This is a genomic window from Mesorhizobium marinum (assembly GCF_040813675.1).
Classification (GTDB): Bacteria; Pseudomonadota; Alphaproteobacteria; order Rhizobiales; family Rhizobiaceae; genus Mesorhizobium_K; species Mesorhizobium_K marinum.
Window position 1 is genome coordinate 191,114 of sequence record NZ_JBFOCI010000004.1, and the last position, 23,897, is coordinate 215,010.

A 23,897-nucleotide genomic window follows, 5' to 3' on the forward strand; every position below is an offset into this window, starting at 1 on the left:
CCGGCGTCAGGCAGCCGCCGCGACGGGCTCGACGATCGCCAGGTTGCGGCCGCGGCTCTTGGCTTCGTAGAGGCGCCTGTCGGCGGCCCGCATCAGGTCGGACACGGTGGTGTCATGGCCACAGACCGTGCCGCCGATCGACACGGTCAGCGGCACGGTGCGTTCATCGACCGGGCGGAAGCGGATCAGTTCCACCTCGTGCCGGATGCGCTCCGCCACCCGCGCGGCCTCGTCGTCGGTGGCGCCGACGAGCAGCGCCCCGAACTCCTCGCCGCCGATGCGGCCGAGCACGTCGCCGGCGCGCACCGCGCGCCTGATCGCTGCGGCGATCTCAAGCAGCGCGTCGTCGCCGGTCAGGTGGCCGAAGCTGTCGTTGATCTTCTTGAAGTGATCGGCGTCGATGATGAGGAGCGCGCCGCGGTCGGACCTGCGGCGCGTGCGGTCGAGCGCCTGGAAGAAGGTCTCGCGGTTCAGCATGCCGGTCATCGGGTCGCGCTTCGACTTCTCCTCCAGCCGGCTGTGCGCGGCGGCAAGCTCGGCATGGGCGCGCGCCAGCTCGTCATGCGCGCGCTTCAGCTTGTCGCCCTGCCAGAACATGTAGGCGCTGGCCGGCCAGGCGATCGCCAGCGGGCACATCACCAGCATGACCCAGGCCGTGCCGTCGACGACCCCGCCGAGCGCCGGAACGACGATCAACGCAAGAAGGATGGACGCGGCCACCGATGCGAACGCAACGGCCGCGGATTTGGACAACAGTCGATACATGCACAAGCCCCTGTGTGTGCAGGTCATTGGCAGCCTGTGCATGAAGGAGGGCCTTCCGCGAAAGATAAAGTTTTAGCCAAGCCGTGGTTTCGCCGGGATCGTCCCCAAATTTGTTGCAGCCGAGATATCCGCACGCCGCCCAACTGCGCTAGAAGGGACCCATGACAGAGCTTCCCGATCCGCACCGCTTCTCCCATGTCACCGACTGGGTGTTCGATCTCGACAACACGCTCTATCCGCACCACACCAATCTCTTCTCGCAGATCGACGTGCGGATGACCTCCTATGTCAGCGAACTGCTGAGCCTGTCGCGCGAGGACGCCCGCACGCTGCAGAAGGAGCTCTACCGCGAATACGGCACCACGCTCGCCGGACTTATGGAGCGCCACCGCATCGACCCCGACGACTTCCTGCAGAAGGTGCACGACATCGACTACAGCTGGCTGGTGCCGGACCCGTCGCTGGGCACGGCGATCCGCCAGCTGCCCGGGCGCAAGTTCATCTTCACCAACGGCAACCGCAGCCACGCCGAGCGCGCCGCCCGCCAGCTCGGCATCCTCGACCATTTCGACGACATCTTCGACATCGTCGCCGCCGACCTGACGCCGAAGCCGGCGCGCCAGACCTATGAGCGCTTCGCCGCGCTGCACGCCGTGACCGGCCCCAAGGCGGTGATGTTCGAGGACCTGGCGCGCAACCTCGCGGTGCCGAAATCGCTCGGCATGACGACGGTGCTCGTCGTGCCCAGGAATTTCGAGCCGACCTTCTCCGAAATCTGGGAAAGGGACGCCGACTACGAGGACGACGTCGATTTCGTGACCGACGACCTCGGCAGCTTCCTCAGCCGCATCGTCGGGACCGCCGATTGAAGCGCTTCACCTCGCTCGAGGCGCGGATCGACCACGCCGCGCACGGCATCCTCGACCGGCTTCCGGCGCGCGGCCTCTCCGGGGCGCTTGTCGAGTTCCTGGTGTTCGGGCTGAAGCAGGGCTGGGCCTGCCTGTTCGGCGGCGCGATCCTCTTCCTCATCATCGCCACGAAATACCTGCCGCCCGACGGGCTCGGCATCGCGCGCTACGACTTCCTGTTCCTCGCCGCGCTGGCGATCCAGCTTTCGATGCTGGCGTTCAGGCTCGAGACCCCGAGCGAGGCGGCGGTCATCCTCATCTTCCATATCGTCGGCACGGCGATGGAGATCTTCAAGACGTCGGCCGGATCGTGGATCTATCCGGAGGACAGCTTCTTCCGCATCGGCGGCGTGCCGCTTTTCTCGGGCTTCATGTACGCCGCGGTCGGCTCCTACATCGCCCGCATCTCGCGCATCTTCGACATGCGCTATACGGGCTATCCGCCAGCCTGGACGACGATCGTCCTGGCTGCGGCGATCTACGTCAACTTCTTCGCGCACCACTTCGTGGTCGACATCCGCTACGCGCTGTTCGCGGCGGCGGGCCTGCTGTTCTGGCGCACCACCGTGCACTACCGCGTCTTCCGGTTCCGCCACCGCATGCCGCTGCTGGTCGGCTTCCTGCTGGTGGCGCTGTTCATCTGGTTCGCCGAAAACATCGGGACGTGGTCACGCGCCTGGCTCTATCCGGGACAGGCCGAGGGCTGGACGCCGGTCTCCCTGCAGAAGCTCGGCGCCTGGTACCTGCTGATGAACATTTCCTTCGTGCTCGTCACGCTGGTGCACCGACCCCACCCGCTCCACGACGCGCAGGCGGACGATGCCGGACGCGCCGTCAGAGCTTGTAGAAACGCCGGATGATGTCCCATGCGTCGTCGGCCGAATCGACGAAGTCGATGATGTCCTGGTCGCCGGGAGAAATGGTGCCCTGCTCGGCGAGATAGTCGAGGTCGATGGCGCGGCGCCAGAATTCCCCGCCGAAGAGGATGATCGGCACGCGCTCCATGCGCCCGGTCTGGATCAGCGTCAGCGTCTCGAACAACTCGTCCATCGTGCCGAAGCCGCCTGGGAACACCGCCACCGCCTTGGCGCGCATGACGAAGTGCATCTTGCGGATGGCGAAGTAATGGAAGTTGAAGCAGAGTTCCGGCGTGATGTAGGGGTTCGGCGCCTGCTCGTGCGGCAGCACGATGTTCAGGCCGATCGACGGCGCGCCGACGTCGGCCGCGCCCCGGTTGCCGGCCTCCATCACGCCCGGCCCGCCGCCGGTGACCACGACGAATTCGCGGTAGTAGGATGCCGCAGAATGCTCCGAGCAGACGCGGGCGAAGGCGCGCGCCTCCTCGTAGTAGCGGCTGTTGGCCTCGAGGTTCTTCTTCTGCGTCTCGTTCTTGGCCGCCCAGGCCGGGCCGCCGGGCTCGGGCAGGCGCGCGCCGCCGAACAGGATCACCGTCGAGCGGATGCCGCGCTCGGCAAGCGTCATCTCCGGCTTCAGAAGCTCGAGCTGCAGGCGCACCGGCCTGAGTTCGCGGCGCGTCATGAACTCTTCGTCGTTCCAGGCAAGCCGGTAGGTCGGCGCCGTGGTCTGCGCGGTGTCCGGAACGCTCCTGACGCGCTCGAGGTCCTCGTCGGAATGCGGCAGCGGCGTCCAGCCCGTCTTCTCGTTCGGATTCATTCTTTCACCTGCCGGCCCTGCCCCTTGGCGCAGGCGCGATTGACCCTCTCCAAGGCTTGAAATAGGGTCCGCGCGATTTCGGCCGAGCTTACCGGCCTTCGACTTAACACCACGTTGTATTGGGGGAATTCATGACCGTTGTCGACCTGTCGCAGCTCGAAAGCGTCATCGAGAAGGCATTCGATGCCCGCGACTCCATCTCGACATCGACCGGCGGCGAGGTGCGCGAGGCGATCGAGACCGCGCTCCACCTGCTCGACAAGGGCGAGGCCCGCGTCGCCCAGCGCCAGCCCGACGGAAGCTGGACCGTCAACCAGTGGCTGAAGAAGGCGGTGCTCCTGTCGTTCCGCCTCAACCCGATGGAGATCATCAAGGGCGGCCCCGGCAACGCGGTCTGGTGGGACAAGGTGCCGTCCAAGTTCGACGGCTGGGACGCCGCGGACTACGAGAAGGCCGGCTTCCGCTCGGTTCCCTCGGCGGTCGTGCGCCGCTCGGCCTATGTGGCGCCGGGCGTGGTGCTGATGCCGTCCTTCGTCAATCTCGGCGCCTACGTCGATTCGGGAACGATGGTCGATACCTGGGCGACCGTCGGCTCCTGCGCGCAGATCGGCAAGAACGTGCACCTGTCGGGCGGCGTCGGCATCGGCGGCGTGCTCGAGCCGCTGCAGGCCGGGCCGACCATCATCGAGGACAACTGCTTCATCGGCGCGCGCTCGGAAGTCGTCGAAGGCTGCATCGTGCGCGAGGGCGCGGTGCTCGGCATGGGCGTCTTCATCGGCAAGTCGACCAAGATCGTCGACCGCGCCACCGGCGAGGTCTTCTACGGCGAGGTGCCGGCCCATTCGGTGGTCGTCGCCGGCACCATGCCCGGCAAGCCGCTGCCGAACGGCGAGCCCGGTCCGAGCCTCTATTGCGCCGTGATCGTCAAGCGCGTCGACGCCCAGACCCGCTCGAAGACCTCGATCAACGAACTGCTCAGAGATTGATCGCAACCGGATCCGACTTTCTTGCCTGAAAAAGACAAGCTCATCTGGCTCTTCTTCCGTTTCACCGGCCGCGTGAGCCGCGCGGCCTATTTTCTCGCGGGACTGCTGCTCGCCATCGTGCAGGCGTTCCTGCTCTACCGCTTCACGCTGGTGGCCGAAGACAGCGCGGCCGGCCAGACCTTGGCGGCCGCCTTCTGGATCGTCATGGTGGTCGCCATCTGGGCCAATGTCGCGCTCAGCGTGAAGCGGCTGCACGACATCGGCAAGCCCGGCCACATCGCGATCGCCCTGTTCATCCCGATCATCTCGATCCTTGCCTTCATCGCACTCTGCCTGATCCCCGGAGAACGCGGGCCGAACCGGTACGGACCGCATCCGAACGCGCCGGCCGGCGGCTGAGATGGCCGGCAGCCAGGTCAAGCAGCGACGCTACCGCCAGCTCGATCCGCGGCTGATCATCGAGACCGCAGCCGCGCTCGAACAGCGCATCGCCGACCGTTTCCCCGATAGCGGACTGCGCCGCGTGGCGCAGGAACTGGTCACGCTGTCGAACGACCTGGCGGACTCGGCCAAGGCGCTGGAGGCGCCGATCTGGTGGGTTCGCATCCTGATCGGCCTGGCGATACTCGGCGGCGCCGCGGTCTTCCTGTTCGTCGGCACCATCCTGTCCTTCGACCGCATCTCGACCGGCGCGTTCGACTTCGTGCAGGGCATCGAGGCATCGATCAACACGCTGCTGCTGGCCGGGCTCGGCTTCCTGGCGCTGGCACGCAGCGAGGAGCGCATCAAGCGGCGGCGGGTGTTCGCCGAACTGCATGCGCTGCGCTCGCTGATCCACGTCATCGACATGCACCAGCTCACCAAGGACCCTGCCGCGCTGTCGGACGCCTTCACGCCGACGGCGCATTCGCCGGCCCGAATCACAAACCGGCAGGACCTTGCCCGCTACCTCGACTACTGTTCCGAGATGCTGTCGATCACCGGCAAGCTGGCCGCGCTGTTCGCCCAGTCGGTCAACGACGAGGTGGTGGCAGGCGCGGTCAACGACATCGAGGAGCTCGGCTCCAACCTGTCGCGCAAGATCTGGCAGAAGATCACCATGATCGAGAGCAGCGCTGCGCATCCGCGATAGACGCGGCTGGTCCATGCGGCTGCCGCCGCTTGATCGTGACAGCAACCGCGCTTTGTTCTATCCCGCTGGCATGACGCTGCCCATCGATCCCGCCGCAAACCTCGCCACGCTGATACGCTGCCCTTCGGTCACGCCGGCGGAGGGCGGAGCGCTGTCGGCACTCGAAGCGATGCTCGCGCCGCTCGGCTTCGCGGTCGAGCGGCCGGTGTTTTCGGAGGCGGGAACGCCCGACGTCGAAAACCTCTATGCGCGCCGTTCCGGCAATGGCCCGCATCTGATGTTCGCCGGCCACACCGACGTGGTTCCGGTGGGCGACGAGGGGTCCTGGAGCCATCCGCCGTTTTCCGCCGCCGTCCACAAGGGCGAGATGTACGGGCGCGGGGCCGTCGACATGAAAGGCGGCATCGCCTGCTTCGTGGCGGCCGTGGCGCGGCGCGTCGCTGACGGACGCCCGATCCGGGGATCCGTCTCACTGCTCATCACCGGCGACGAGGAAGGTCCCTCGATCAACGGCACCGGCAAGCTGCTCGAATGGGCCACGGCCAAGGGCGAGCGCTGGGATGCGGCAATCGTCGGCGAGCCGACAAACCCGCAACAGCTCGGCGACATGATCAAGATCGGCCGGCGCGGCTCGATCTCCGGGGTGATCACCGTGCACGGTCGGCAGGGACATGTCGCCTATCCCGACCTGGCCGACAATCCGGCGCGCGGGCTGATCACGCTCGCCGAGGCGCTGCTGTCGCCGGCGCTCGACGCCGGAACGCGCGACTTCCAGCCGAGCAATCTCGAGATCACCTCGATCGACATCGGCAATCCGGCGACCAACGTCATCCCGGCCCGGGCAACGGCCGCCTTCAACATCCGCTTCAACGACACCTGGACGCCCGAGACGCTGCAGGCCGAGATCCACAACCGGCTGGACCGCGCCAGCAAGCGCGGCAAGTTCCGGCCCGACCGGCAGGAACCGATCGGCTTCGACCTGACCTGGCGCGACCGCCCGAGCGAGGTGTTCCTGACGCGCGACGACAAGCTGATCGAAGCACTCAGCGAATCGATCCGGGCAGTGACCGGCCGCACGCCCGGCCTGTCGACCTCCGGCGGCACCTCGGACGCCCGCTTCATCAAGGATCACTGCCCGGTGGTCGAGTTCGGACTGGTCGGCAAGACCATGCACATGGTGGACGAGCGCGTCGCGCTGGCCGACCTGGAGACGTTGACCGACATCTACAGCCGCTTCCTCGACGACTGGTTCGCGTAGGGCCAGGGCCGCATGCCGTCCGCCGAGGAAATCCAGCAATACCTGACCGGAGCCTGGCGCATGATGCTGGGCAGGGCGGACGGGTTGAAGATGCTCGACCTCAGCGCCGACGGCTTCTGGAACTCGTTCTTCGCGCTGGTCGTGGCGGCGCCGCCGCTGATCGTCGGCTGGGTTGGCTTCGCCAACGAACTTGCCGGGTCAGCCGGTTTTGGGGGCAGGCTCTCCACCGTCCTCATGGTCGCGACGATCGACCTCGCCATCTGGATCGTGCCGCTGCTGGCGCTCGCCGCGGTGGCCTCGCGTGCGGGCATTGCCGACCGCTTCGTGCACCTCGTGGTGGCGGGCAACTGGTCGTCGGCGCTGATCGCCTGGATCATGCTGCCGCCGGCGCTGCTCGACCTGTTCGCGCCCTCGGCGGCCGGGGTCAGCGTACTGTTGTCGTTCGCCCTGTTCGTGCTGACGCTGGTGCTCTCCTGGCGCATGACGAACGTGGCGCTGGACAAGGGTCCGGCCATGGCGTCGGCGGTGTTCGCCGGCATGTTCATCGTGGCGGTCGCCGTTCTGCTGGCGCTGCAGACGGCCTTCGGCTTCGCGGCGCCCGCCGCTCAGTAGTCGACCTTGACCAGATAGAGCCCGTCCGGCGGCGCCATCGGCCCGCAGGCGGCGCGATCCCTGGCGTCGAGCGCGGCCTTGACGTCGGCGGCGGTCCAGGCGCCCTCGCCGACGCGCTTCAGCGTGCCGACCATCGAGCGCACCTGGTTGTGCAGGAAGGAACGCGCCGACGTCCTGACCTCGATCAGGTCGCCGCTGCGGGCGACGTCGAGACGCTCGAGGGTCCTGAGCGGGCTCGTCGCCTGGCACTGCGCGGAACGGAAGGTCGTGAAATCGTGGCGGCCGAGCAACTGCTGCGCCGCCTCGTGCATGGCGCCGGCGTCGAGCCTGCCCGGCGTCCACCAGACGCGACCCTTTTCCAGCGCCGGCGGCGCGCGCCGGTTGAGGATGCGATAGAGATAGTGGCGTCCGGTCGCCGAGAACCGCGCGTCGAAGGCGTCGGTGACCTTCGCCGCAGCGAGGACGGCCACGGTTTCCGAGGCCAGCTTCAGATGCGCGTTGACGGCGTCGCGCACCGTGTCGTCCGGCCAGTCCCTGGCGAGGTCCACATGCGCCACCTGGCCTGTGGCGTGGACGCCGGAATCGGTGCGGCCCGCCCCGCGCAGCGTCACCGTCTCGCTGGAAAAGCCGAGGATCGCCTGCTCCAGCGCCGCCTGCACCGAGTGCTGGCCGGCCTGCCGCTGCCAGCCGGCATAGGGCGTTCCGTCATACTCGATGTCGAGGCGGTAGCGCGGCACGGCGCTTGCTAGGCCGCGAGTTCCGCGCCGAACGCGGGCGCGTAGACCAGCTTGCCGGCGGCGGGCGCGTCGCCCCAGGCGAGCGCCTGCAGCGCATCGCACTGGTAGTCGCTTTCGAAGCCGGCGGCGCGCGCATGCGTGTAGCCGAAACGGCCGTAGTAGCCGGGTTCGCCGAGCACGATCGACAGCGTCTCGCCGGCCTGCTTCAGCCTGAGATGCGCCTCGCGGACGAGCGCGCCGCCGATGCCGGTGCCGTGGAACGAGGGTTCCACCGCCAGCGGCGCCAGCGCCACCGCCGGAAACTGCCTGCCCGCGTCCTCCACATAGAGGCGCGAGAAGAGAATGTGGCCGACGACGTGGCCGTCTTCCTCGGCCACCAGTTCGAGGACGGTGTTGCCGCTTTCCACCAGCGCGTCCACCAGCCCGGCTTCCGCCTTCTGGCCGAACGCATGCTCCTCGACGAGGCGGATCGCCTCGCGGTCCTTGGCCGTGGCCGACCTGATCGACATCATGCTCATGTGAGTATCGTTCCTTCTTCCATCTTCGCGCCGCGGAGGAACTCCTGCGCCGTCGCGGGCCGGCCTCCGGCCCGCTGCAATTCCGTGATGCGCACCGCGCCGCTGCCGCAGGCGACCGTCAGGTTTCCGTCGATCACCTGGCCGGGCCCGCCCGTTCCCTCCGACAGCGCCGAGCGGAGGATCTTCAGCCGTTCGGCCCTGCCGCCGAGCGTCATCTCGCACCAGGCGCCGGGAAACGGCGAAAGCCCGCGGATGCGGTTGTGCAGTTCGCCGGCCGGCAGGCGCCAGTCGACGCGCGTCTCCGCCTTATCGATCTTTCGGGCGTAAATCACCCCCTCGTCCGACTGCGGCTCGAGCGCCAGCGTGCCGGCCTCGAGCGCGGCGAGCGCCTCGACCATGAGCGGCGCGCCGACCTGCATCAACCGGTCGTGCAGTTCGCCGGCGGTTTCGTTGGGCCCTATCCCGACGCGGCGGGAGAGCGCGACAGGGCCGGTGTCCAGCCCCGCGTCCATCTTCATGACCATCATGCCGGTCTCGCCATCGCCGGCCATGATCGCGCGCTGGATGGGCGCCGCGCCGCGCCAGCGCGGCAGCAGCGAGGCGTGGCCGTTCCAGGCGCCGAGCCGGGTTCCCTCGAGGATCGCCTGCGGCAGCAGCAGTCCGTAGGCGACGACGACCGCCGCGTCGGCCTTCAGCGCGGCGAACGCCGCCTGTTCGGCCTGGCCCTTCAGCGAGACCGGGGAGCGGACCTCGACGCCGAGCCGCTCGGCCTCGCGCTGGACCGGAGAGGGGGTCAGCTCGAGCCCGCGACGGCCGGCGGGACGCGGCGGCTGGGTGTAGACGGCGACGACCTCGTGCCCGGCCTCGGCGATGGCGCGGAGCGTCGGCACGGAAAATTCCGGCGTGCCCATGAAGACGATACGAAGCGGCATGTGTGGTGCGCTATCCAGGCCTTTCGGGGCTCGGTTTCAACCGCCAACGACGGCCAAGGTCAAGCCTGGCGGCCGATCCGGTCAACCCACCATCCTGGCGGGCGGGCGGTCCTTGGCGAGCTTCTTGAACTTCTTGACCACCATGTCGCGCTTGAGCTTCGAGATGTGGTCGATGAACAGCACGCCGTTCAGGTGGTCGATCTCGTGCTGCAGGCAGGTGGCGAGCAGGCCGTCGGCCTCGACTTCCCGTTCCTTGCCATCACGGTCGAGATGGCGCACGCGCACGCGGGCCGGCCGCTCGACCTCGGCGTAATAGTCCGGGATCGACAGGCAGCCCTCTTCGTAGACGGAACGCTCGTCGCTCGATTCGACAATCTCGGGATTGATGAAGAGCTGCGGCGCCGGGTCTTCGCCTTCCTTGGCGAGGTCGATGACCAGCATGCGCAGCGGCTCGCCGACCTGGATCGCCGCGAGGCCTATGCCCGGCGCGTCATACATGGTGGCGAACATGTCGTCGGCGAGCTTCAGCAGCGGCGCGTCGACGCGCTCGACAGGCTTGGAAACCAGGCGCAGTACGGGATCGGGAAGGATGATAAGCGGCTTGATCGGCATGGGCCTCACCTAAGACCTCGCCGGCAAGGCGTCAACTGCCGTCACCTGTTCCCGTTTTGATCTGTGATCGCGCGACGAATCGGCTATGCTGGCACAATGGACCAGCTTGCCTCCCTCCTCGCCGAACCCGTCGCCCGCCTCGGCGCGACCGCAATCACGCTCGGCCATGCGCTGGCCGCGGCCGCCGCGTGCTTCGCCATCCTCCTCGTCCTTCTCGCGGTCGCGCTCTGGCGCTCGTCGAGGGCGCGCACCGCAGCGGCGGCCGACGCCGCAGAGCGGGCCCGCGAAGCCGAGGCCCGCATGGCCGCGATCGCCCAGGCGCAGGCCGAGATGCAGGGGCGCCTCGGCGCAGTGGCCGAGGTGTTCGGCGCCAGGCAGGCGGAACTGACGCAGTCGCTCGGCCAGCGGCTCGACGCGATGACCGGCCGCATCGGCCAAACCATGACGGAACAGACCAAGTCGACGCATGAATCGCTGGCCAGGCTGCAGGAGCGGCTCGCGGTCATCGACAGCGCGCAGAACAACATCCAGTCGCTGGCCGGCCAGGTGGTCCAGTTGCAGGCGATCCTGTCCAACAAGCAGACGCGCGGCGCCTTCGGCCAGTCGCGCATGGAGGCGATCGTCGCCGACGGCCTGCCGCATGGCGGCTACGAGTTCCAGGCGACGCTTTCCAACGGCAGCCGGCCCGACTGCCTGGTCAGGATGCCGAACGGCACGCCGTCGATCGTCATCGACGCAAAGTTTCCGCTGGAAGCATGGAACGCCATCCGCGCCGCCGACAACGAGGCCGACACGACGCGCGCCGCGCAACTCTTCCGCCGGGACGTCGAGGTCCATATCCGCGACATCGCCCAGAAATACCTGATCACGGGCGAGACGCAGGAGACGGCCTTCATGTTCGTCCCCTCCGAATCGATCTTCGCGGAGATCCACGAGAATTTCGAGGCGATCATCCAGAAGGCACACCGGGCGCGGGTGGTGATCGTGTCGCCGTCGCTGCTCATGCTGTCGATCCAGGTGGTGCAGGCGATCCTCAAGGACGCGCGCATGCGCGAACAGGCGCACCTGATCCAGGGCGAGGTCGTCAGGCTGATGGAGGACGTGTCGCGGCTGGACGAGCGCGTGCGCAAGCTGCAGGGGCATTTCGGCCAGGCCACGCGGGACATCGACGACATCCTGGTGTCGTCGTCGAAGGTGGTGAAGCGCGGCCAGAAGATCGAGGCGCTGGAACTGGGCGACGGGCCCGACGAGGCCGACCGGCAGCGCGCCCTGCCCGCCGCGAACGAAAGCGCGTCGGTCGGTTCGAAGAGCGGCCAGTTGCGGCTGCGCGTCGTCGACGAAGGTTGAGCCCGGCAGAAACGCCGCCGACCGTTCAGGTCGTTTCCCTGGTCGCCAGCCCTTCCATTTCGGGGAGCCACGTCACAGCCGAGCGGTGCCAGATCTGCCGTCTTGGCGGCAACTGGTCGCGCTGGCGCGCGGTGCCGAGACGGATGCTATAGGCCTTCGGCGGGCCGTCGTCCGCCGAGGTGGCATAGATGGGCGAGCCGCATTCGGCGCAGAAGGCTTGAATGCGCCTGTTCCCGCTCTCGGCGGTCTTGACGTAGGCCTTCGGCGCGCCGCGCGTCAGACGGAATTTTTCTTCGGGCGCAAAGACGACGACCCGAAATGACGTGCCGGACAACGTCTGGCAATCCGTGCAGTGGCAGATGCTCACCATCTCGGGATCGATGTCCGCCTCGTAGGCAATCGCGCCGCAGTGGCAGCCGCCGTCGATCTTCATGGCCGGTGTCCTCCCGTGTTCCACAGCAATCTAGCGCAGAAGGCGTGGCGTGCAATGCCGCCGGTGCGGTTCCCGCACGACACTCTTGCCGAAGACGAAGAGAGTTGTTTCACTCCGGCAAACGCCAACAAGGGAGCGACACATGGCCAAGGGTCAGATGAAGGCCAAGAAGGAAGTCCGCAAGCCGAAGAAGGATGCGAAGAAGCCGGCCGCCGCGCCGACGCTCAAGGCCGCGCCCGTGATGGCGACGCGGCAACGGGAAAAGTGACCGGCAGCCTGCCGGTCACTTCGCTCATCCCTTCGGATGCTGTCTTAGTGCCTGCCGGCGCGCGCCTTGCGCGCCGCATAGCGGGCGTCGCGCTTGGCCTTCCGCTCCGCCTCTTCGGCGAGCAGCCGCGCGATGCGCGCGTTCTCCTCGGCCTCGCGGGCGGTCGCCTCGACGCGTGCGCGCTCTTCTGCCTCGCGCCGCGCCTCGGCCTCGGCCGCCTCGCGCGCCGCGCGTTCGGCAGCCTCGCGGGCCAGCCGCTCCTGCTTCAGCTTTTCCTTTTCGACGGCGCGCTTCTCGCGCGCCTCGAGGATCGCCTGCCGCTGGGCCATGCGCTCGCGCACGGAAGGATCGTCCGGGCCGGGCCTGGACTTGTAGCGCTCAAGCAAAGCCTTCTTCGCTTCGTTCGCCGCATTACGGCGCTCGAAGATGTCCTTTTCTCGAAATATCGCCAATTTTGGTCCCTAACAGTCGTGTAGCGACGCTTACATACGCATCCGGGCCGAGAGTTCAACCCGGTTTGCCGCATCGCTGCCATGAAAAATGCTGGGAACAGGCCGGATCGCGGGCAAACGAGGGAACAAGTCGGCCGCTGGCGCATTGATGCGGGTCCGGCAAACGGATCGGACGGTTGGGGGGCAACGGCATGATCACCGATTCCGAGGGCTCCGCGACGCCGCCCAACGGCGACGCCGGCACGGTCGCACCGCAGCCGCCGCGCGACGAGACCAAGCTGATCCGCATGCTGCTGGCCGGCATCTTCATCCTGACGGGGATCTACGCGCTCTACTTCGCACGCGACTTCGTGATGCCGGTGGTTCTCGCCTTCCTGCTGGCGCTCATGCTGACGCCCATCGTGCGTTTCCTGAAGAAGCGCGGCATGCCCGAGGCGCTGTCGGCGACCCTGCTGGTCCTTCTGTCGGTCGGCGCCATCGGCAGCGCCGGATATTTCCTGTCCGGGCCGGTCGTCCAACTGGCGAACGACGCCCCCGCCATCGGCCGGCGCATCACGGCGCGGTTGTCCGAGTTGCGCCACCCGTTCGAAAAGTTCGTGGAAGCGTCGCACCAGGTCGAAAAGGTGACCGAGACGGCGCAGGAGCCCGGCGTCCAGCGGGTCGTGCTGGCGCAACCGGGCATCATCTCGCAGGCGGCGGGAAATCTCCTGTCCGGCGCGACGACGGCGGCGATCACCTTCGTGCTTTCGCTGTTCCTGCTCGCCTCGGGCACGCTGTTCTACGAGAAGATCGTGCAGTCCTTCACCCGGCTCAGCGAGAAGAAGCGGGCGCTGCGCATCGTCTACGACGTGGAGCGTGAGATTTCGCGCTACCTGCTGACGGTCGCCATCATCAATGCAGGCCTCGGCGTCGTCATCGCGCTCGGCCTGTGGGCGCTCGGCATGCCCAATCCGGCGGTGTGGGGCGTGGCGGCGGCCGCGCTCAACTTCCTGCCCTATGTCGGGGCGCTCGCAACGGTGCTGCTCGTCGCCGCCATGTCGCTGATCTCGTTCGACACCCTGTCCTATGCCCTGCTGGCGCCTGCCTTCGTCGTGATGTGCAACATCATCGAGGGACAGCTGGTGACGCCGCTGGTCGTCGGGCGGCGGCTGGAGATCAACGCAGTCGCGATCTTCATCGCGGTCGCCTTCTGGTCGTGGCTCTGGGGCTTCGTCGGCGCGCTGATCGCGGTGCCGCTGCTGGTCATCGTCAAGGTGTTCTGCGACCATTTCGATAGCTGGTCGAATGTCGGCAACTTCCTGTCGGCCCACCAGGGCCAGGAACAGGCCGAAATCGACGCCGAGACGGAGGCCTCCCGGGCAGGAACTACTGCGTAAGCCGCAGCGGACCGGTTCATTGCGACCGCAAGGCGGCGTTCCTATATCGTGGCCTTGCCCGTTTCGCCGCCACCGGAGATCGCCATGGCCGAGCTTTCCGTCCTTGACCTGTCGCCAGTGCCCGAAGGCGGCACCGCCGCTCAATCGCTGAACAACACGCTCGACCTGGCGCGCCATGCGGAACGGCTGGGGTACAGGCGCTACTGGCTCGCCGAACACCACAACATGCAGGGCATCGCGAGCGCCGCCACCGCAGTCGTCATCGGCCATGTCGCGGCCGGCACCTCGACCATCCGCGTCGGCGCCGGCGGCATCATGCTGCCCAATCACGCGCCGCTGGTGATTGCCGAGCAGTTCGGCACGCTGGCCGCGCTCCACCCGGGCCGCATCGATCTCGGCCTCGGGCGCGCACCCGGCACCGACATGCTGACGGCCAGGGCGCTGCGCCGCAACATGGACGCCGGCGTCGACAATTTCCCGCAGGACGTGGTGGAGCTGATCAACTATTTCGCCCCGGCCGAGCCCGGCCAGCGCGTGCGCGCCGTGCCCGGCGAGGGCGAGGAGGTGGAAGTCTGGGTGCTCGGCTCGTCCACCTACGGGGCGCAGCTGGCCGCCCTGCTCGGGCTGCCCTACGCCTTCGCCTCGCATTTCGCGCCGGCCGAGATGGAGCACGCAATCGACATCTACCGCTCACGCTTCCACCCCTCCGAACGGCTCGCAAAGCCGCGCCTGATGCTGGGGCTCAACGTCTTCGCCGCCGACAGCGAGGCGGACGCGCGCCTGATGTTCAGTTCGCTGCAGCAGGCCTTCGTGAACCTGCGCACCGGCCGCCCGGGCAAGCTGCCGCCGCCGGTCGAGAATTTCGAGGCGACGCTGGACCCGGTCGCCCGGGGCATGCTGGCCGGCGCGCTTTCCTGCTCGATCGTCGGCTCGGCCGCGACGGTGCGCAGCGGGCTCGACGAATTCCTGCGGCGCACCGGCGCCGACGAACTGATGGTCACGACGCAAGCCTTCGACCATGCGGCGCGCCTGCGGTCGTTCGAGATCCTGGCCGAGGCGCACCGGGAAATGTCTGTGGCGGCGTAGGCCTGCGCCCACGCACAAGGTGCCCACCCTCTCGCTCGTCATCCCCGGGCGAAGCAAAGCGACGTCTGGCGTCGGTCAACCCTCCCAGGGCACGCGGTACATGCCCGCCCGCTCGTAGAGCGCGATGGCCGCCTTGTTGCCGGCCTCCACCTTGAGGTCGACAGTCCTGGCATGCCGCGCCTGGAAGGTGCGGAACACCTGTCTCAGCAGGTTGCCGCCGAGGCCGACGCGCCTGGCATCGGGCCGAACCGCGAGGTCCTTCAGGAAGGCGCTCGTCCAGCAGAGCGCCACGGCGACCAGCTTTTCGCCGCGGTACACCAGGAAGCAGAGCGAGGCGTCGAATTCTGAATCGCCGGAAAATTCCGGCCACCAGACATGGAAGCCCGGCACGCCGCGCCCCTCCCCATAGGCCTCGCTCATCACCGCATGGACCGCGCGGGCGTCCTCCGCCCGGAGGGTGCGACAGGAAAAGCCCGGCGGCCATTCCGGCGGCAGAACGGGTTGATCGAGATCCTTTCGAAGCCGGAACGCCTGTTCGCTCATCGGATGCCGCTACCGGAGTGCCTTCACGATGCCGGCATCGGGAAAGCAGGTCGGGGCCTCGCCGTTCCTGGCCTGCCAGTCGCCGATCGAGCGGCGCGTCTTGAAGCCCGGCAGGCCGTCGGCGCCGCCGACATCGTAGCCGAGTTTTTCCAACCCGCGCTGCATGGCGGCGACGTCGGACCGGTAGAGCCCCCCGACCTTGCCCCAGCGCCCGGAAAACTGGCGGTCGCCGCCGGCGATGCGGTCGGCGCCGTGGCCAATGAACAGCGCATAAAGGTCGCTCTCATTGTATTCCTTGAGCACGTAGAAGTTCGGCGTGACGATGAAGGCCGGGCCGTTGCGGCCGGCCGGCATCAGCAGAAAACCCTCGGCCTTCAGCTCGTGCCGGGGAAAAGGCTTGCCGCTGACGCGCTCGACGCCAAGCGACGCCCATTCGGAAATCGCCCTGCCCCGGTCCGGCCCCTCCAGCGCGCAGGACACGCTTGCCGGAACCTTTACCTCGAACCCCCAGTCGCGCCCCTTCACCCAGCCGTAGTCGGCAAGGTAGTTGGCGATCGAGGCCAGCGTGTCCGGCGTCGAGCTCCAGATATCGGCGACGCCGTCGCCGTCGAAATCGACGGCGTGCTTCAGGAACGAGGTCGGCAGGAACTGCGGCTGGCCGAGCGCGCCGGCCCAGGAGGATTTCATCGCAGCTTTGCGCGCGAGCCCCTTTTCAAGCATGACCAGCGCGCCGATGACCTCGGTGCGGAACATCTCCTTGCGGGTGGCGAGGAAGGCCTTGGTGCCGAGCACCTCGAAGGCGTCGTAGGGGATCTTCGCCGCGCCGAAGCCGGACTCGCGCCCCCAGATCGCCAGCACCACGCCGCCGGGCACGCCATACTGCTTCTCGATGGCCGCGAGCGTCTTGCCGTACCTGCCGGCGCGGGCACGGCCGCCCGAGGTAACCGCGCCGATGGTCTTCTCGGCGAAATAGCTGCCGGGCGATCCGAATTCGGCCTGATGCTGCTTCTTCGGCGTCTCAGCCTTCTGGCCGGGCAGCACGAGGTCGGGCAGCTTGAGGTTGGGCGTCACGCCGGAAAAGGCGGCGTCGAAGGTCTTCTTCGACACGCCGTTGGCCTTCGCCTCGGGCCAGAGGTCCTGCTCCAGCCAGGCACGGAACTGGGCGTCGATCGACTGGGCGGAGGCTGGAGAGGAGAGGAAGGAGAGGAGGAGCATCACAAGCGCTGCACACTTCCAGCGGCCTTTCGACGTTGCTGCCTCATCGCCAAGGTTGAAGATTGGCGAAAGTCGTGATGCGGATCGATCTCCCCCCTTGAGGGGGAGATGGCCGGCAGGCCGGAGGGGGGCGATCAAGGCCGCAACGGCGGAAGCTATCTTCATCACGCCACCCTCCCTTCCAACATGTCAAAAAACCGTCCGCGACTTCAGCGCCGCGGCAAGCGTGCCCTCGTCGAGATAGTCGAGTTCGCCGCCGACCGGCACGCCATGCGCCAGCCTGGTCACCTTGACGCCGAAGCCGGCGAGCTGGTCGGTAAGGTAGTGCGCCGTGGTCTGGCCCTCGACGGTGGCGTTCACCGCGAGGATGATCTCCGTGACCTCGCCGCCGGCAACCCGCTCGATGAGGGTGCGGATGTTGAGCTGGTCGGGGCCGATGCCGTCGAGCGGCGACAGCGTGCCGCCGAGTACGTGGAAGCGCGCGTTCATCGAGCCGGCGCGCTCCAGCGCCCAGAGGTCCGACACGTCCTCCACCACGATGAGGGTGGCGGGATCGCGCCGCGCATCCGTGCAGATCATGCAGGGGTCGGTGGTGTCGACATTGCCGCAGACCGAGCAGATGCGCACCTTGTCGAGCGCGTCGCCCATGGCGCCGGCGAGCGGCGCCAGCAACTGGTCCTTCTTCTTGATGAGATGCAGCGCGGCGCGGCGCGCCGAACGCGGCCCGAGCCCCGGCACCTTGGCCAGAAGCTGGATAAGGCGCTCGATCTCGGGGCCGGCGATTCGCTTGGTGGACATGGGCTAGATATAGCGAAGGGCGGGCGGCGCAGGGAAGAATTCCTGCCGGCGCGAGCGCGCGCTGTGCGCCATGCCCCGTCGCCGTCAGAACGGCAGCTTCATGCCCGGCGGAATGGGCAGCCCGGCCGTCAGTTCGCGGGTCTTTTCCTGCATGATCGCCTCGACCTTGGCCTTTGCGTCGTTGTGGGCGGCAAGCAGGAGGTCTTCGAGAATCTCGACCTCGTCTTCCTTGAACAGCGACGGATCGATCTTCAGCGCCTTCATCTCGAACTTGCCCGACAGCGTCACGCTGACCAGCCCGCCGCCCGATTGCCCGGTGGCCTCGAGCCCGGCCAGATCCTCCTGCATGGCCTGCATCCTGGCCTGCATTTCCTTCGCCTTGCCCATCAGGCCGAGAAGGTCCTTCATCCTTGCCTCCGTCAAAAATCGGTTTCGTCGTCGTCCGCCGGCTCGACCGGCAGGTCTGCATCGACCGCCTCGCCTTCCGGCGCGTTCGGTATGCGCACGTCGATGATCTTCGCGCCCGGGAAGCGCGACAGGATCGCCGCCACGGCGGGGTCGTTCTTCGCATCGAGGATCGCGTCGTTGCGTCTGGCGGCCTCGGCCTCGGCGAGCGTCGGCCCGCCCGCGTCGCGCGACACCGACACCATCCAGCGCCGCCCCGTCCATTTCTCGAGGCGGGCGCTGATGTCGGTGGCGAGGCTCCGCGGCGCGTTCTCCGTGAGGCTGATCTCCAGCCGGCCCGGATCAATCTTCACCAGCCGGACGCAGGCCTTGAGCTGCGTCTTGAACAGCATATCGCGGTTGGCGTCGGCAAGGGCAGCCATGTCCTCCAGCGACTTGACGGGCACCGCGGGCGGCGCTTCCGCCGCAGGCGGCGGCGCCACAACCATCTCGGCCGGCGCCGTCTCCACCAGCCGCATGGTCTGGCCGCCGCCGGTCGACACCGGCATGCGCATGGACCCGACGGCGCTCGCGCCGCTATTGCCCGGCGATGTCGATGGCGCAGCCGGGCGGGTCGCCGGGGCGCCCGACGCCTGCGGCGCGTCGGCGAGCGACTTCAGCGCCTCGTCGAGCGTCGGCAGGTCGGCGGCGTGGGCGATGCGGATCAGCACCATTTCGGCGGCGCTCGCCGGCCGGTTGGCCGACTGCACCTCAGGAATGCCCTTGATCAGCATCTGCCAGGTGCGTGACAGGACGCGCACCGAAAGCTGCTGGGCGAACGCAGCGCCGCGCTGGCGCTCGACCTCGGAGAGGGAAACATCGTCGGCGGCCGACGGCACGAAGCGCAGGCGCGTCACCAGATGGTTGAACTCGGCAAGATCGGTGAGGACGGCGGCCGGGTCGGCGCCGACGTCGTACTGCGCACGGAACTCGGTCAGCGCCGCGCCGGCGTCACCCTTCATCAGGTGCTCGAACAGGTCGACGACGCGACCCCGGTCGGCCAGCCCGAGCATCGATCGCACCTGCTCGGCGGTCACCGTGCCGGCGCCATGCGCGATGGCCTGGTCGAAGATCGACAGCGCGTCGCGCACCGAACCCTCGGCGGCGCGCGCGACCATGGCGACCGCCTCGCCATCGACGGTGATGCCCTCGAGCGCGGCGATCCCGTTCAGATGGTCCGTCAGCATGCCGGCGTCGACGCGCCTCAGGTCGAAGCGCTGGCAGCGCGACAGGACGGTGATCGGCACCTTGCGGATCTCGGTGGTCGCGAAGATGAACTTCACATGCGGAGGCGGCTCCTCCAGCGTCTTCAGCAGGCCGTTGAAGGCCTGCGTGGAGAGCATGTGCACTTCGTCGATGATGTAGACCTTGTAGCGCGCGGAGACCGGCGCATAGCGGACCTGCTCGATGATCTCCCTGATATCGTCGATGCCGGTGTGCGAAGCGGCGTCCATCTCGACCACGTCGACATGGCGTCCCTCCATGATCGCCTTGCAGTGCTCGCCGGGGACGCTGAGATCGACGGACGGACGGTCGATTTCGGCTGTCTTGTAGTTGAGCGCACGGGCGAGAATGCGCGCCGTGGTTGTCTTGCCGACCCCGCGCACGCCGGTCAGCATCCAGGCCTGGGCGATGCGGCCCGTTGAGAAGGCGTTGGTGAGGGTGCGCACCATCGGCTCCTGGCCAATCAAAGCGGAGAAGTCGGCCGGCCGGTACTTGCGCGCGAGAACCCGGTAGCCGCCGGCGGCCTTGTCCTGAATGTCGGTGCCGGCTTCGCTCATCCGCCCGTTCGATACTCCCCTGGGCCTGACGCAGCCAGGCCGATTCCGCCCGCCGAGTTTCGCCCGCGCGGCATCGCGGCGTCAATGACGCGGCGCGTGGCTGACGGTCGGCGGGAAGGCGGGAGGCTGGAACAATGACCCGTTCCGTGCTCGTTAGGGCTGCTTCCTTCCGGACCTGACCCGGTTGGCGAGTGGCTCGTCCACCACCAACCTCCCAACCCCCATATCGGCAATTCGGCCGGCGTTTGCAAGGGCGCTCTTTTCGCAATCCAGACGCATGATTTGCTTGCAGGGCGCCGGCCGCCGCTCTAGCCTTCCATGCGACATGAGGGAAATGCCCATGCTGCGCGGGCTCAAGGCCGGATTTTCGCTGAATGCAAGGCTGGAGTCCGACAGCGACCCGGTGATGTGGCTCGGCCTTTGCGAACTGCGGCTGATGAACGACAGCCGGTGGCCCTGGCTGATCCTGATCCCGCAGAGACCCGACATCGTCGAAATCCACGACCTCACGCCGCTCGACCAGGCGATGCTGACCTTCGAAACCAACATGGTGTCGCAGGCGCTGAAGGCGGTCACAGGCTGCACCAAGATCAACACCGGCGCACTCGGCAACATCGTGCGCCAGCTGCATGTCCACGTCATCGCGCGCAACGAGGACGACCCCGGCTGGCCGGGCCCCGTCTGGGGCCACGGCGTGCGCCAGCCCTACGCACCCGCCGAAGCCCACGGGTTTGCGGAAAAGCTGAAGGCGGCGCTATAGCCGCCTGCTTCCGACCGACCGTCTCCCCGTCCACCCAGAGACCCTTCCTCATGACCTTTCGCCTCTTCGACGCCCCGCAAGCGGAAGCCAGCCAGTTCGTCGGCTTTGCCGGGAACATCATCGACCGGCAGGCCGAGAAGCGCAGCGACGACTCCACCGCGCAGGCGCTCGCCGACCCGACGACCCGGCTGCTGCTGGTCGGCAACGGGCGCATCCTGCTGCGGTTCAACGGAAACGGGGCGGCCGGCGGCAAGTTCAGCCTGGACGACGCATCGGCGCTCGGCGCCGACATCGCCGGCGCGGTGCTGCTCGGCACCGGCCCGGACGGCCCTGTCGTCGCGGCGCCGGTGGCGACCGAGAGCGATGCCCTGCCCGAGGCCATCAAGGCGGTGGACTACCGCTCCGTCTACATGCAGGGGCTGATCGACCCGGCCGACCTCGGCGAACTCGCACAGGGCGCCAGTCTGCTGGCCTGGCACGCCAACCACCTGTTCTGCGGCCGCTGCGGCAAGGCGACGGAGATGCGGGCGGGCGGCTACAAGCGCGCCTGCACGGCCTGCGGCGCAGAACATTTCCCGCGCACCGACCCGGTCGCCATCATGCTGGCGGTCACCAGGGACCGCTGCATTCTCGGTCGCGGCCGGCATTTCGCGCCGGGCATGTATTCGGCGCTGGCCGGCTTCATCGAGCCTGGCGAGACGATCGAGAACGCGGTGCGGCGCGAGACGCTCGAGGAATCGGGCATCCGGCTCGGCCGGGTCGTCTATCATGCAAGCCAGCCCTGGCCGTTCCCCTATTCGCTGATGATCGGCTGCTTCGGTGAAGCGCTGAACGACGACATCGACCCCGACCTCGCCGAACTGGAGGACTGCCGCTGGTTCGAGCGCGCCGAGGTGCTGGCGATGCTGGAGCGGACGCACGAGACGCTGTTCACCCCGCCGCCCGGGGCGATCGCCCATCACCTCATCCGCGCATGGGCCGAACAGAGGTGACCGAGCTATTACCACACAAGAAAACGGTTGTGTGGCAACACATATGAATCTGCAGATCAGACGCCATTCCACTACAGCCCACGCGGCGTACGCCGATCTCGTTTCGCTTCTCCTGGACGACATGATGGCGGGGATAAAGGGCACACCGACCGCTCGCAAGCGCGGTGAGCGGAGATACTGGTACGACCGGTACCGGATCGGCGACGATGTCCAGAAAGATACCTGGGCGAAGACACCCCGGCGCTGCGCACAAGGATAGATCGATACGAAGCTTTGAAAGGAGAACGTGATGATCGCCGGCGGGAGCGCGCAAGGCTGGTCAGGCTTTTACGCGGCGAACGATTTCTAGGCATGGACAATGCAACGGGCAGCTTGGTCGGAGCGCTCGCCAAGGCCGGCGTATTCCGCCTCGGCGGGGTTCTCGTGGGGACAAATGCTTTCCGGATGTATGAAGGTGAGCTTGGCATACGGCTGGGTCTCGACCAGACTGCAATGACAAACGACGTCGACATAGCCAGTTTCGAAAAGCTGTCGTTGGCGCTTGGCGAGACCGTGTTGCCATCGATGGAAGAAGTATTCGGTGATTTTGAATTCTCGCCCGTCGCGAGCCCGAACAAAGGAAAAGTTTGGCGCTGGAGGCAATCGAAAAGTCAAACCCTCGTTGAATTCCTTACGCCGTCGTTCAGCGAAGACGAAGAGCTGCGTGAGTTGGTGGCGTTCGGCGTGAGTGCGCAATCCCTGCACTTCCTAAACTATCTTATCGCCGAACCCATCGCTGCAGCCGGCGTCTATCGCGACGGCATTCTGGTCCACATCCCAAGGCCGGAAAAATTCGCCATCCACAAGCTCATAGTGGCGGACAGGCGCATTGACGGACCAGACAGCATCAAAGCTCGCAAAGACCTGGTGCAGGCGGAACTTCTTTTGGCCGTATTGGCTGAAGACAGGCCCACCGATCTTCTTGAAGCTTATGAAGACGCGTTGTCTCGCGGGTCGAAATGGGAAGAACGCCTAAAGCGCAGTCTCAAGCGGTCCCCCAAGGCGGCCAATCTGCTCGATGCCATAAGATAGCCAGTACAAAGGACATCCGAAATGATCCGCCATACCGTCGCTTTCAGGCTGAGACACCCGCGCGGCTCGGCCGAGGAAAATTCATTCCTCGCGGCGGGCAAGGCGCTGGCCGACATTCCCGGAGTCGAGCGTTTCGAGCAACTCAGCCAGGTGAGTCCGAAGAACGCCTTCCACTTCGGCTACTCGATGGAGTTCGCCGACCAAACTGCGTACCAGAGCTACAACGACCATCCCGTCCACGTCGCATATGTGCGCGACCGCTGGGTACCCGAGGTCGAGGATTTTCTCGAAATCGACTACGTGCTGCTGGACTAAGGCCAAAGCCTAGTCGGCGACCTTCCACTCCTCGCGCGACGGGCTGCGCGGATAGACGCCGAGGATGCGCACCTCGCGCGAGAAGAAGCGCAGCTCGTCCAGGGCGAGCTTGACGTTCGCGTCCTCGGGGTGGCCTTCGATGTCGGCGTAGAACAGCGTCGCCGTGAAGGCGCCGAGCTGGTAGCTCTCCAGCTTGGTCATGTTGACGCCGTTGGTGGCGAAGCCGCCCATCGCCTTGTAGAGCGCCGCCGGCACGTTGCGCACGCGGAAGATGAAGGTGGTCATCATGCCGGCGTCGGGCTGCGGGCGCTCCGCCCACTGCTTGGAGCGGGTCAGGACGACGAAGCGGGTGACGTTGGTGTCGGTGTCCTCGACGTTCTCCTCCAGGATGTCGAGCCCGTAGAGACTGGCCGCGAGCCTCGGCGCAAGCGCCGCCATCGTGCGGTCCTGCCGGTCGGCGACCAGCTTGGCGGCGCCGGCGGTGTCGCCGGCCACCATCGGCTTCCAGCCGTTGCGGCGGATGTATTTGCGGCACTGGCCGAGCGCATGGATATGGCTGTGGACGCTCTTGATCTCCGAGCGGTCGACGCCGGGCAGGACCATCAGCTGGAAATGGATCGGCAGGAAATATTCGCCGATGATGTGCAGCTTCGATTCCGGCAGCAGATGATGAATGTCGGCGACGCGCCCGGCGATGGTGTTCTCGATCGGGATCATGGCAAGGTCGGCCTTGCCGGTCTCGACCGCGTTGAAGGCGTCCTCGAAGGTCGGACAGGGCAGCGGCTCCATGTCGGGGAACATGTTGCGGCACGCCGTGTCGGAATTGGCGCCGGGCTCGCCCTGGAACGAAATGCGGTTGGTCTTTTCGGATGGCATGACGGG

The 23,897-nt window shown here is 67.2% G+C and carries 29 protein-coding genes and 1 other RNA gene; 15 read left to right on the forward strand and 15 right to left on the reverse strand.

The features are described from left to right. Positions 1-6: 6 nt before the first annotated feature. The gene (locus tag ABUE31_RS14635; RefSeq protein WP_367724389.1) at positions 7-765 is read right to left on the reverse strand and encodes a GGDEF domain-containing protein; all 759 of its coding nucleotides are present in this window, start codon (positions 763-765) and stop codon (positions 7-9) included. Between the two features lie 161 nt (positions 766-926). Here ABUE31_RS14635 and ABUE31_RS14640 point away from each other — a divergent pair, with 161 nt between their 5' ends. Next, positions 927-1,634, forward strand: coding sequence for a pyrimidine 5'-nucleotidase (locus ABUE31_RS14640; RefSeq protein WP_367724391.1), 708 nt, complete (start codon positions 927-929; stop codon positions 1,632-1,634). Next, positions 1,631-2,533: a DUF817 domain-containing protein gene (locus ABUE31_RS14645; RefSeq protein ID WP_367724393.1), complete on the forward strand. Its 903-nt coding sequence runs from the start codon at positions 1,631-1,633 to the stop codon at positions 2,531-2,533. The genes ABUE31_RS14640 and ABUE31_RS14645 overlap by 4 nt, the downstream gene beginning before the upstream one ends. On the opposite strand, the gene ABUE31_RS14650 is transcribed toward ABUE31_RS14645, so the two are convergent. After that, entirely contained in the window at positions 2,508-3,347 is an 840-nt protein-coding gene (locus tag ABUE31_RS14650; protein ID WP_367724394.1) for an LOG family protein, read from the reverse strand. The genes ABUE31_RS14645 and ABUE31_RS14650 overlap by 26 nt on opposite strands. Positions 3,348-3,478: 131 nt before the next feature. Between ABUE31_RS14650 and dapD the strand changes: the two genes are divergently transcribed. From dapD to ABUE31_RS14675, 5 genes are all read left to right on the forward strand, one after another. After that, a complete protein-coding gene (gene dapD / locus ABUE31_RS14655; RefSeq protein WP_367724395.1) occupies positions 3,479-4,333 on the forward strand; it encodes a 2,3,4,5-tetrahydropyridine-2,6-dicarboxylate N-succinyltransferase in 855 nt (284 codons plus the stop codon). Positions 4,334-4,354: 21 nt separating this feature from the next. Further along, positions 4,355-4,732, forward strand: coding sequence for a DUF805 domain-containing protein (locus ABUE31_RS14660; RefSeq protein WP_367724396.1), 378 nt, complete (start codon positions 4,355-4,357; stop codon positions 4,730-4,732). 1 nt (position 4,733) lies between these two features. Beyond that, positions 4,734-5,465, forward strand: coding sequence for a hypothetical protein (locus ABUE31_RS14665; RefSeq protein ID WP_367724397.1), 732 nt, complete (start codon positions 4,734-4,736; stop codon positions 5,463-5,465). A 70-nt stretch (positions 5,466-5,535) separates the two neighbouring features. Then, positions 5,536-6,723, forward strand: a complete 1,188-nt coding sequence (dapE, locus tag ABUE31_RS14670; RefSeq protein WP_367724630.1) for a succinyl-diaminopimelate desuccinylase — start codon at positions 5,536-5,538, stop codon at positions 6,721-6,723. Positions 6,724-6,735: 12 nt separating this feature from the next. Further along, on the forward strand, positions 6,736-7,335 hold the full coding sequence (locus tag ABUE31_RS14675) for a transporter (protein ID WP_367724399.1): 600 nt from the start codon (positions 6,736-6,738) through the stop codon (positions 7,333-7,335). Here the strand turns inward: ABUE31_RS14675 and truA are convergent. The 4 genes from truA to def all read right to left on the reverse strand — a co-directional run bounded on the left by truA (position 7,329) and on the right by def (position 10,134). Next, complete coding sequence (gene truA / locus ABUE31_RS14680) at positions 7,329-8,072, reverse strand: tRNA pseudouridine(38-40) synthase TruA (RefSeq protein ID WP_367724400.1); 744 nt, start codon at positions 8,070-8,072, stop codon at positions 7,329-7,331. The genes ABUE31_RS14675 and truA overlap by 7 nt on opposite strands. 8 nt (positions 8,073-8,080) lie before the next feature. Beyond that, positions 8,081-8,590, reverse strand: a complete 510-nt coding sequence (locus tag ABUE31_RS14685; protein ID WP_367724401.1) for a GNAT family N-acetyltransferase — start codon at positions 8,588-8,590, stop codon at positions 8,081-8,083. Beyond that, positions 8,587-9,522: a methionyl-tRNA formyltransferase gene (gene fmt, locus ABUE31_RS14690; protein ID WP_367724402.1), complete on the reverse strand. Its 936-nt coding sequence runs from the start codon at positions 9,520-9,522 to the stop codon at positions 8,587-8,589. The genes ABUE31_RS14685 and fmt overlap by 4 nt, the downstream gene beginning before the upstream one ends. An 81-nt stretch (positions 9,523-9,603) precedes the next feature. Then, a complete protein-coding gene (gene def / locus ABUE31_RS14695) occupies positions 9,604-10,134 on the reverse strand; it encodes a peptide deformylase (protein ID WP_367724403.1) in 531 nt (176 codons plus the stop codon). Positions 10,135-10,230: 96 nt separating this feature from the next. On the opposite strand from def, the gene ABUE31_RS14700 reads away from it, so the two are divergent. Then, positions 10,231-11,481, forward strand: a complete 1,251-nt coding sequence (locus tag ABUE31_RS14700) for a DNA recombination protein RmuC (RefSeq protein WP_367724404.1) — start codon at positions 10,231-10,233, stop codon at positions 11,479-11,481. A gap of 25 nt (positions 11,482-11,506) precedes the next feature. Here ABUE31_RS14700 and ABUE31_RS14705 read toward each other — a convergent pair whose 3' ends face one another. Beyond that, entirely contained in the window at positions 11,507-11,914 is a 408-nt protein-coding gene (locus tag ABUE31_RS14705; RefSeq protein ID WP_367724405.1) for a GFA family protein, read from the reverse strand. Between the two features lie 142 nt (positions 11,915-12,056). Between ABUE31_RS14705 and ABUE31_RS14710 the strand changes: the two genes are divergently transcribed. Continuing rightward, a complete protein-coding gene (locus ABUE31_RS14710) occupies positions 12,057-12,182 on the forward strand; it encodes a hypothetical protein (RefSeq protein WP_367724406.1) in 126 nt (41 codons plus the stop codon). Positions 12,183-12,226: 44 nt separating this feature from the next. On the opposite strand, the gene ABUE31_RS14715 is transcribed toward ABUE31_RS14710, so the two are convergent. Beyond that, positions 12,227-12,634: a DUF6481 family protein gene (locus ABUE31_RS14715; RefSeq protein WP_367724407.1), complete on the reverse strand. Its 408-nt coding sequence runs from the start codon at positions 12,632-12,634 to the stop codon at positions 12,227-12,229. 191 nt (positions 12,635-12,825) lie between these two features. Between ABUE31_RS14715 and ABUE31_RS14720 the strand changes: the two genes are divergently transcribed. Both ABUE31_RS14720 and ABUE31_RS14725 read left to right on the forward strand, forming a co-directional pair. Beyond that, complete coding sequence (locus ABUE31_RS14720) at positions 12,826-14,010, forward strand: AI-2E family transporter (protein ID WP_437344129.1); 1,185 nt, start codon at positions 12,826-12,828, stop codon at positions 14,008-14,010. 84 nt (positions 14,011-14,094) lie between these two features. Next, positions 14,095-15,096, forward strand: coding sequence for an LLM class flavin-dependent oxidoreductase (locus tag ABUE31_RS14725; protein WP_367724408.1), 1,002 nt, complete (start codon positions 14,095-14,097; stop codon positions 15,094-15,096). A 75-nt stretch (positions 15,097-15,171) separates the two neighbouring features. Here the strand turns inward: ABUE31_RS14725 and ABUE31_RS14730 are convergent, their stop codons facing one another. The 6 genes from ABUE31_RS14730 to ffs form a co-directional block, all read right to left on the reverse strand. After that, a complete protein-coding gene (locus tag ABUE31_RS14730) occupies positions 15,172-15,639 on the reverse strand; it encodes a GNAT family N-acetyltransferase (protein ID WP_367724409.1) in 468 nt (155 codons plus the stop codon). A gap of 9 nt (positions 15,640-15,648) precedes the next feature. Then, a complete protein-coding gene (locus ABUE31_RS14735) occupies positions 15,649-17,019 on the reverse strand; it encodes a lytic murein transglycosylase (RefSeq protein ID WP_437344130.1) in 1,371 nt (456 codons plus the stop codon). A 24-nt stretch (positions 17,020-17,043) separates the two neighbouring features. Next, the gene (recR, locus tag ABUE31_RS14740) at positions 17,044-17,652 is read right to left on the reverse strand and encodes a recombination mediator RecR (RefSeq protein ID WP_367724412.1); all 609 of its coding nucleotides are present in this window, start codon (positions 17,650-17,652) and stop codon (positions 17,044-17,046) included. A gap of 84 nt (positions 17,653-17,736) precedes the next feature. Further along, positions 17,737-18,060 carry a YbaB/EbfC family nucleoid-associated protein gene (locus ABUE31_RS14745; RefSeq protein WP_367724413.1) on the reverse strand — a complete coding sequence of 108 codons (324 nt, stop codon included), beginning with the start codon at positions 18,058-18,060 and terminating at the stop codon, positions 17,737-17,739. An 11-nt stretch (positions 18,061-18,071) separates the two neighbouring features. Further along, the gene (locus ABUE31_RS14750; RefSeq protein ID WP_367724414.1) at positions 18,072-19,877 is read right to left on the reverse strand and encodes a DNA polymerase III subunit gamma/tau; all 1,806 of its coding nucleotides are present in this window, start codon (positions 19,875-19,877) and stop codon (positions 18,072-18,074) included. Between the two features lie 118 nt (positions 19,878-19,995). Next, positions 19,996-20,092: signal recognition particle sRNA small type (gene ffs / locus ABUE31_RS14755), an RNA gene on the reverse strand. A gap of 125 nt (positions 20,093-20,217) precedes the next feature. Between ffs and ABUE31_RS14760 the strand changes: the two genes are divergently transcribed. The 4 genes from ABUE31_RS14760 to ABUE31_RS14775 all read left to right on the forward strand — a co-directional run bounded on the left by ABUE31_RS14760 (position 20,218) and on the right by ABUE31_RS14775 (position 23,015). Beyond that, positions 20,218-20,637, forward strand: a complete 420-nt coding sequence (locus ABUE31_RS14760) for an HIT domain-containing protein (protein WP_367724415.1) — start codon at positions 20,218-20,220, stop codon at positions 20,635-20,637. A gap of 50 nt (positions 20,638-20,687) precedes the next feature. Next, on the forward strand, positions 20,688-21,629 hold the full coding sequence (nudC, locus tag ABUE31_RS14765) for an NAD(+) diphosphatase (protein ID WP_367724417.1): 942 nt from the start codon (positions 20,688-20,690) through the stop codon (positions 21,627-21,629). Between the two features lie 351 nt (positions 21,630-21,980). Then, on the forward strand, positions 21,981-22,700 hold the full coding sequence (locus ABUE31_RS14770) for a nucleotidyltransferase family protein (protein WP_367724418.1): 720 nt from the start codon (positions 21,981-21,983) through the stop codon (positions 22,698-22,700). 21 nt (positions 22,701-22,721) lie between these two features. After that, positions 22,722-23,015 (forward strand): Dabb family protein, encoded by a 294-nt coding sequence (locus tag ABUE31_RS14775; protein WP_367724419.1) that lies wholly within the window; start codon positions 22,722-22,724, stop codon positions 23,013-23,015. A 9-nt stretch (positions 23,016-23,024) separates the two neighbouring features. Here ABUE31_RS14775 and ABUE31_RS14780 read toward each other — a convergent pair whose 3' ends face one another. After that, on the reverse strand, positions 23,025-23,891 hold the full coding sequence (locus ABUE31_RS14780; protein WP_367724420.1) for a prephenate dehydratase: 867 nt from the start codon (positions 23,889-23,891) through the stop codon (positions 23,025-23,027). Positions 23,892-23,897 lie beyond the last annotated feature (6 nt).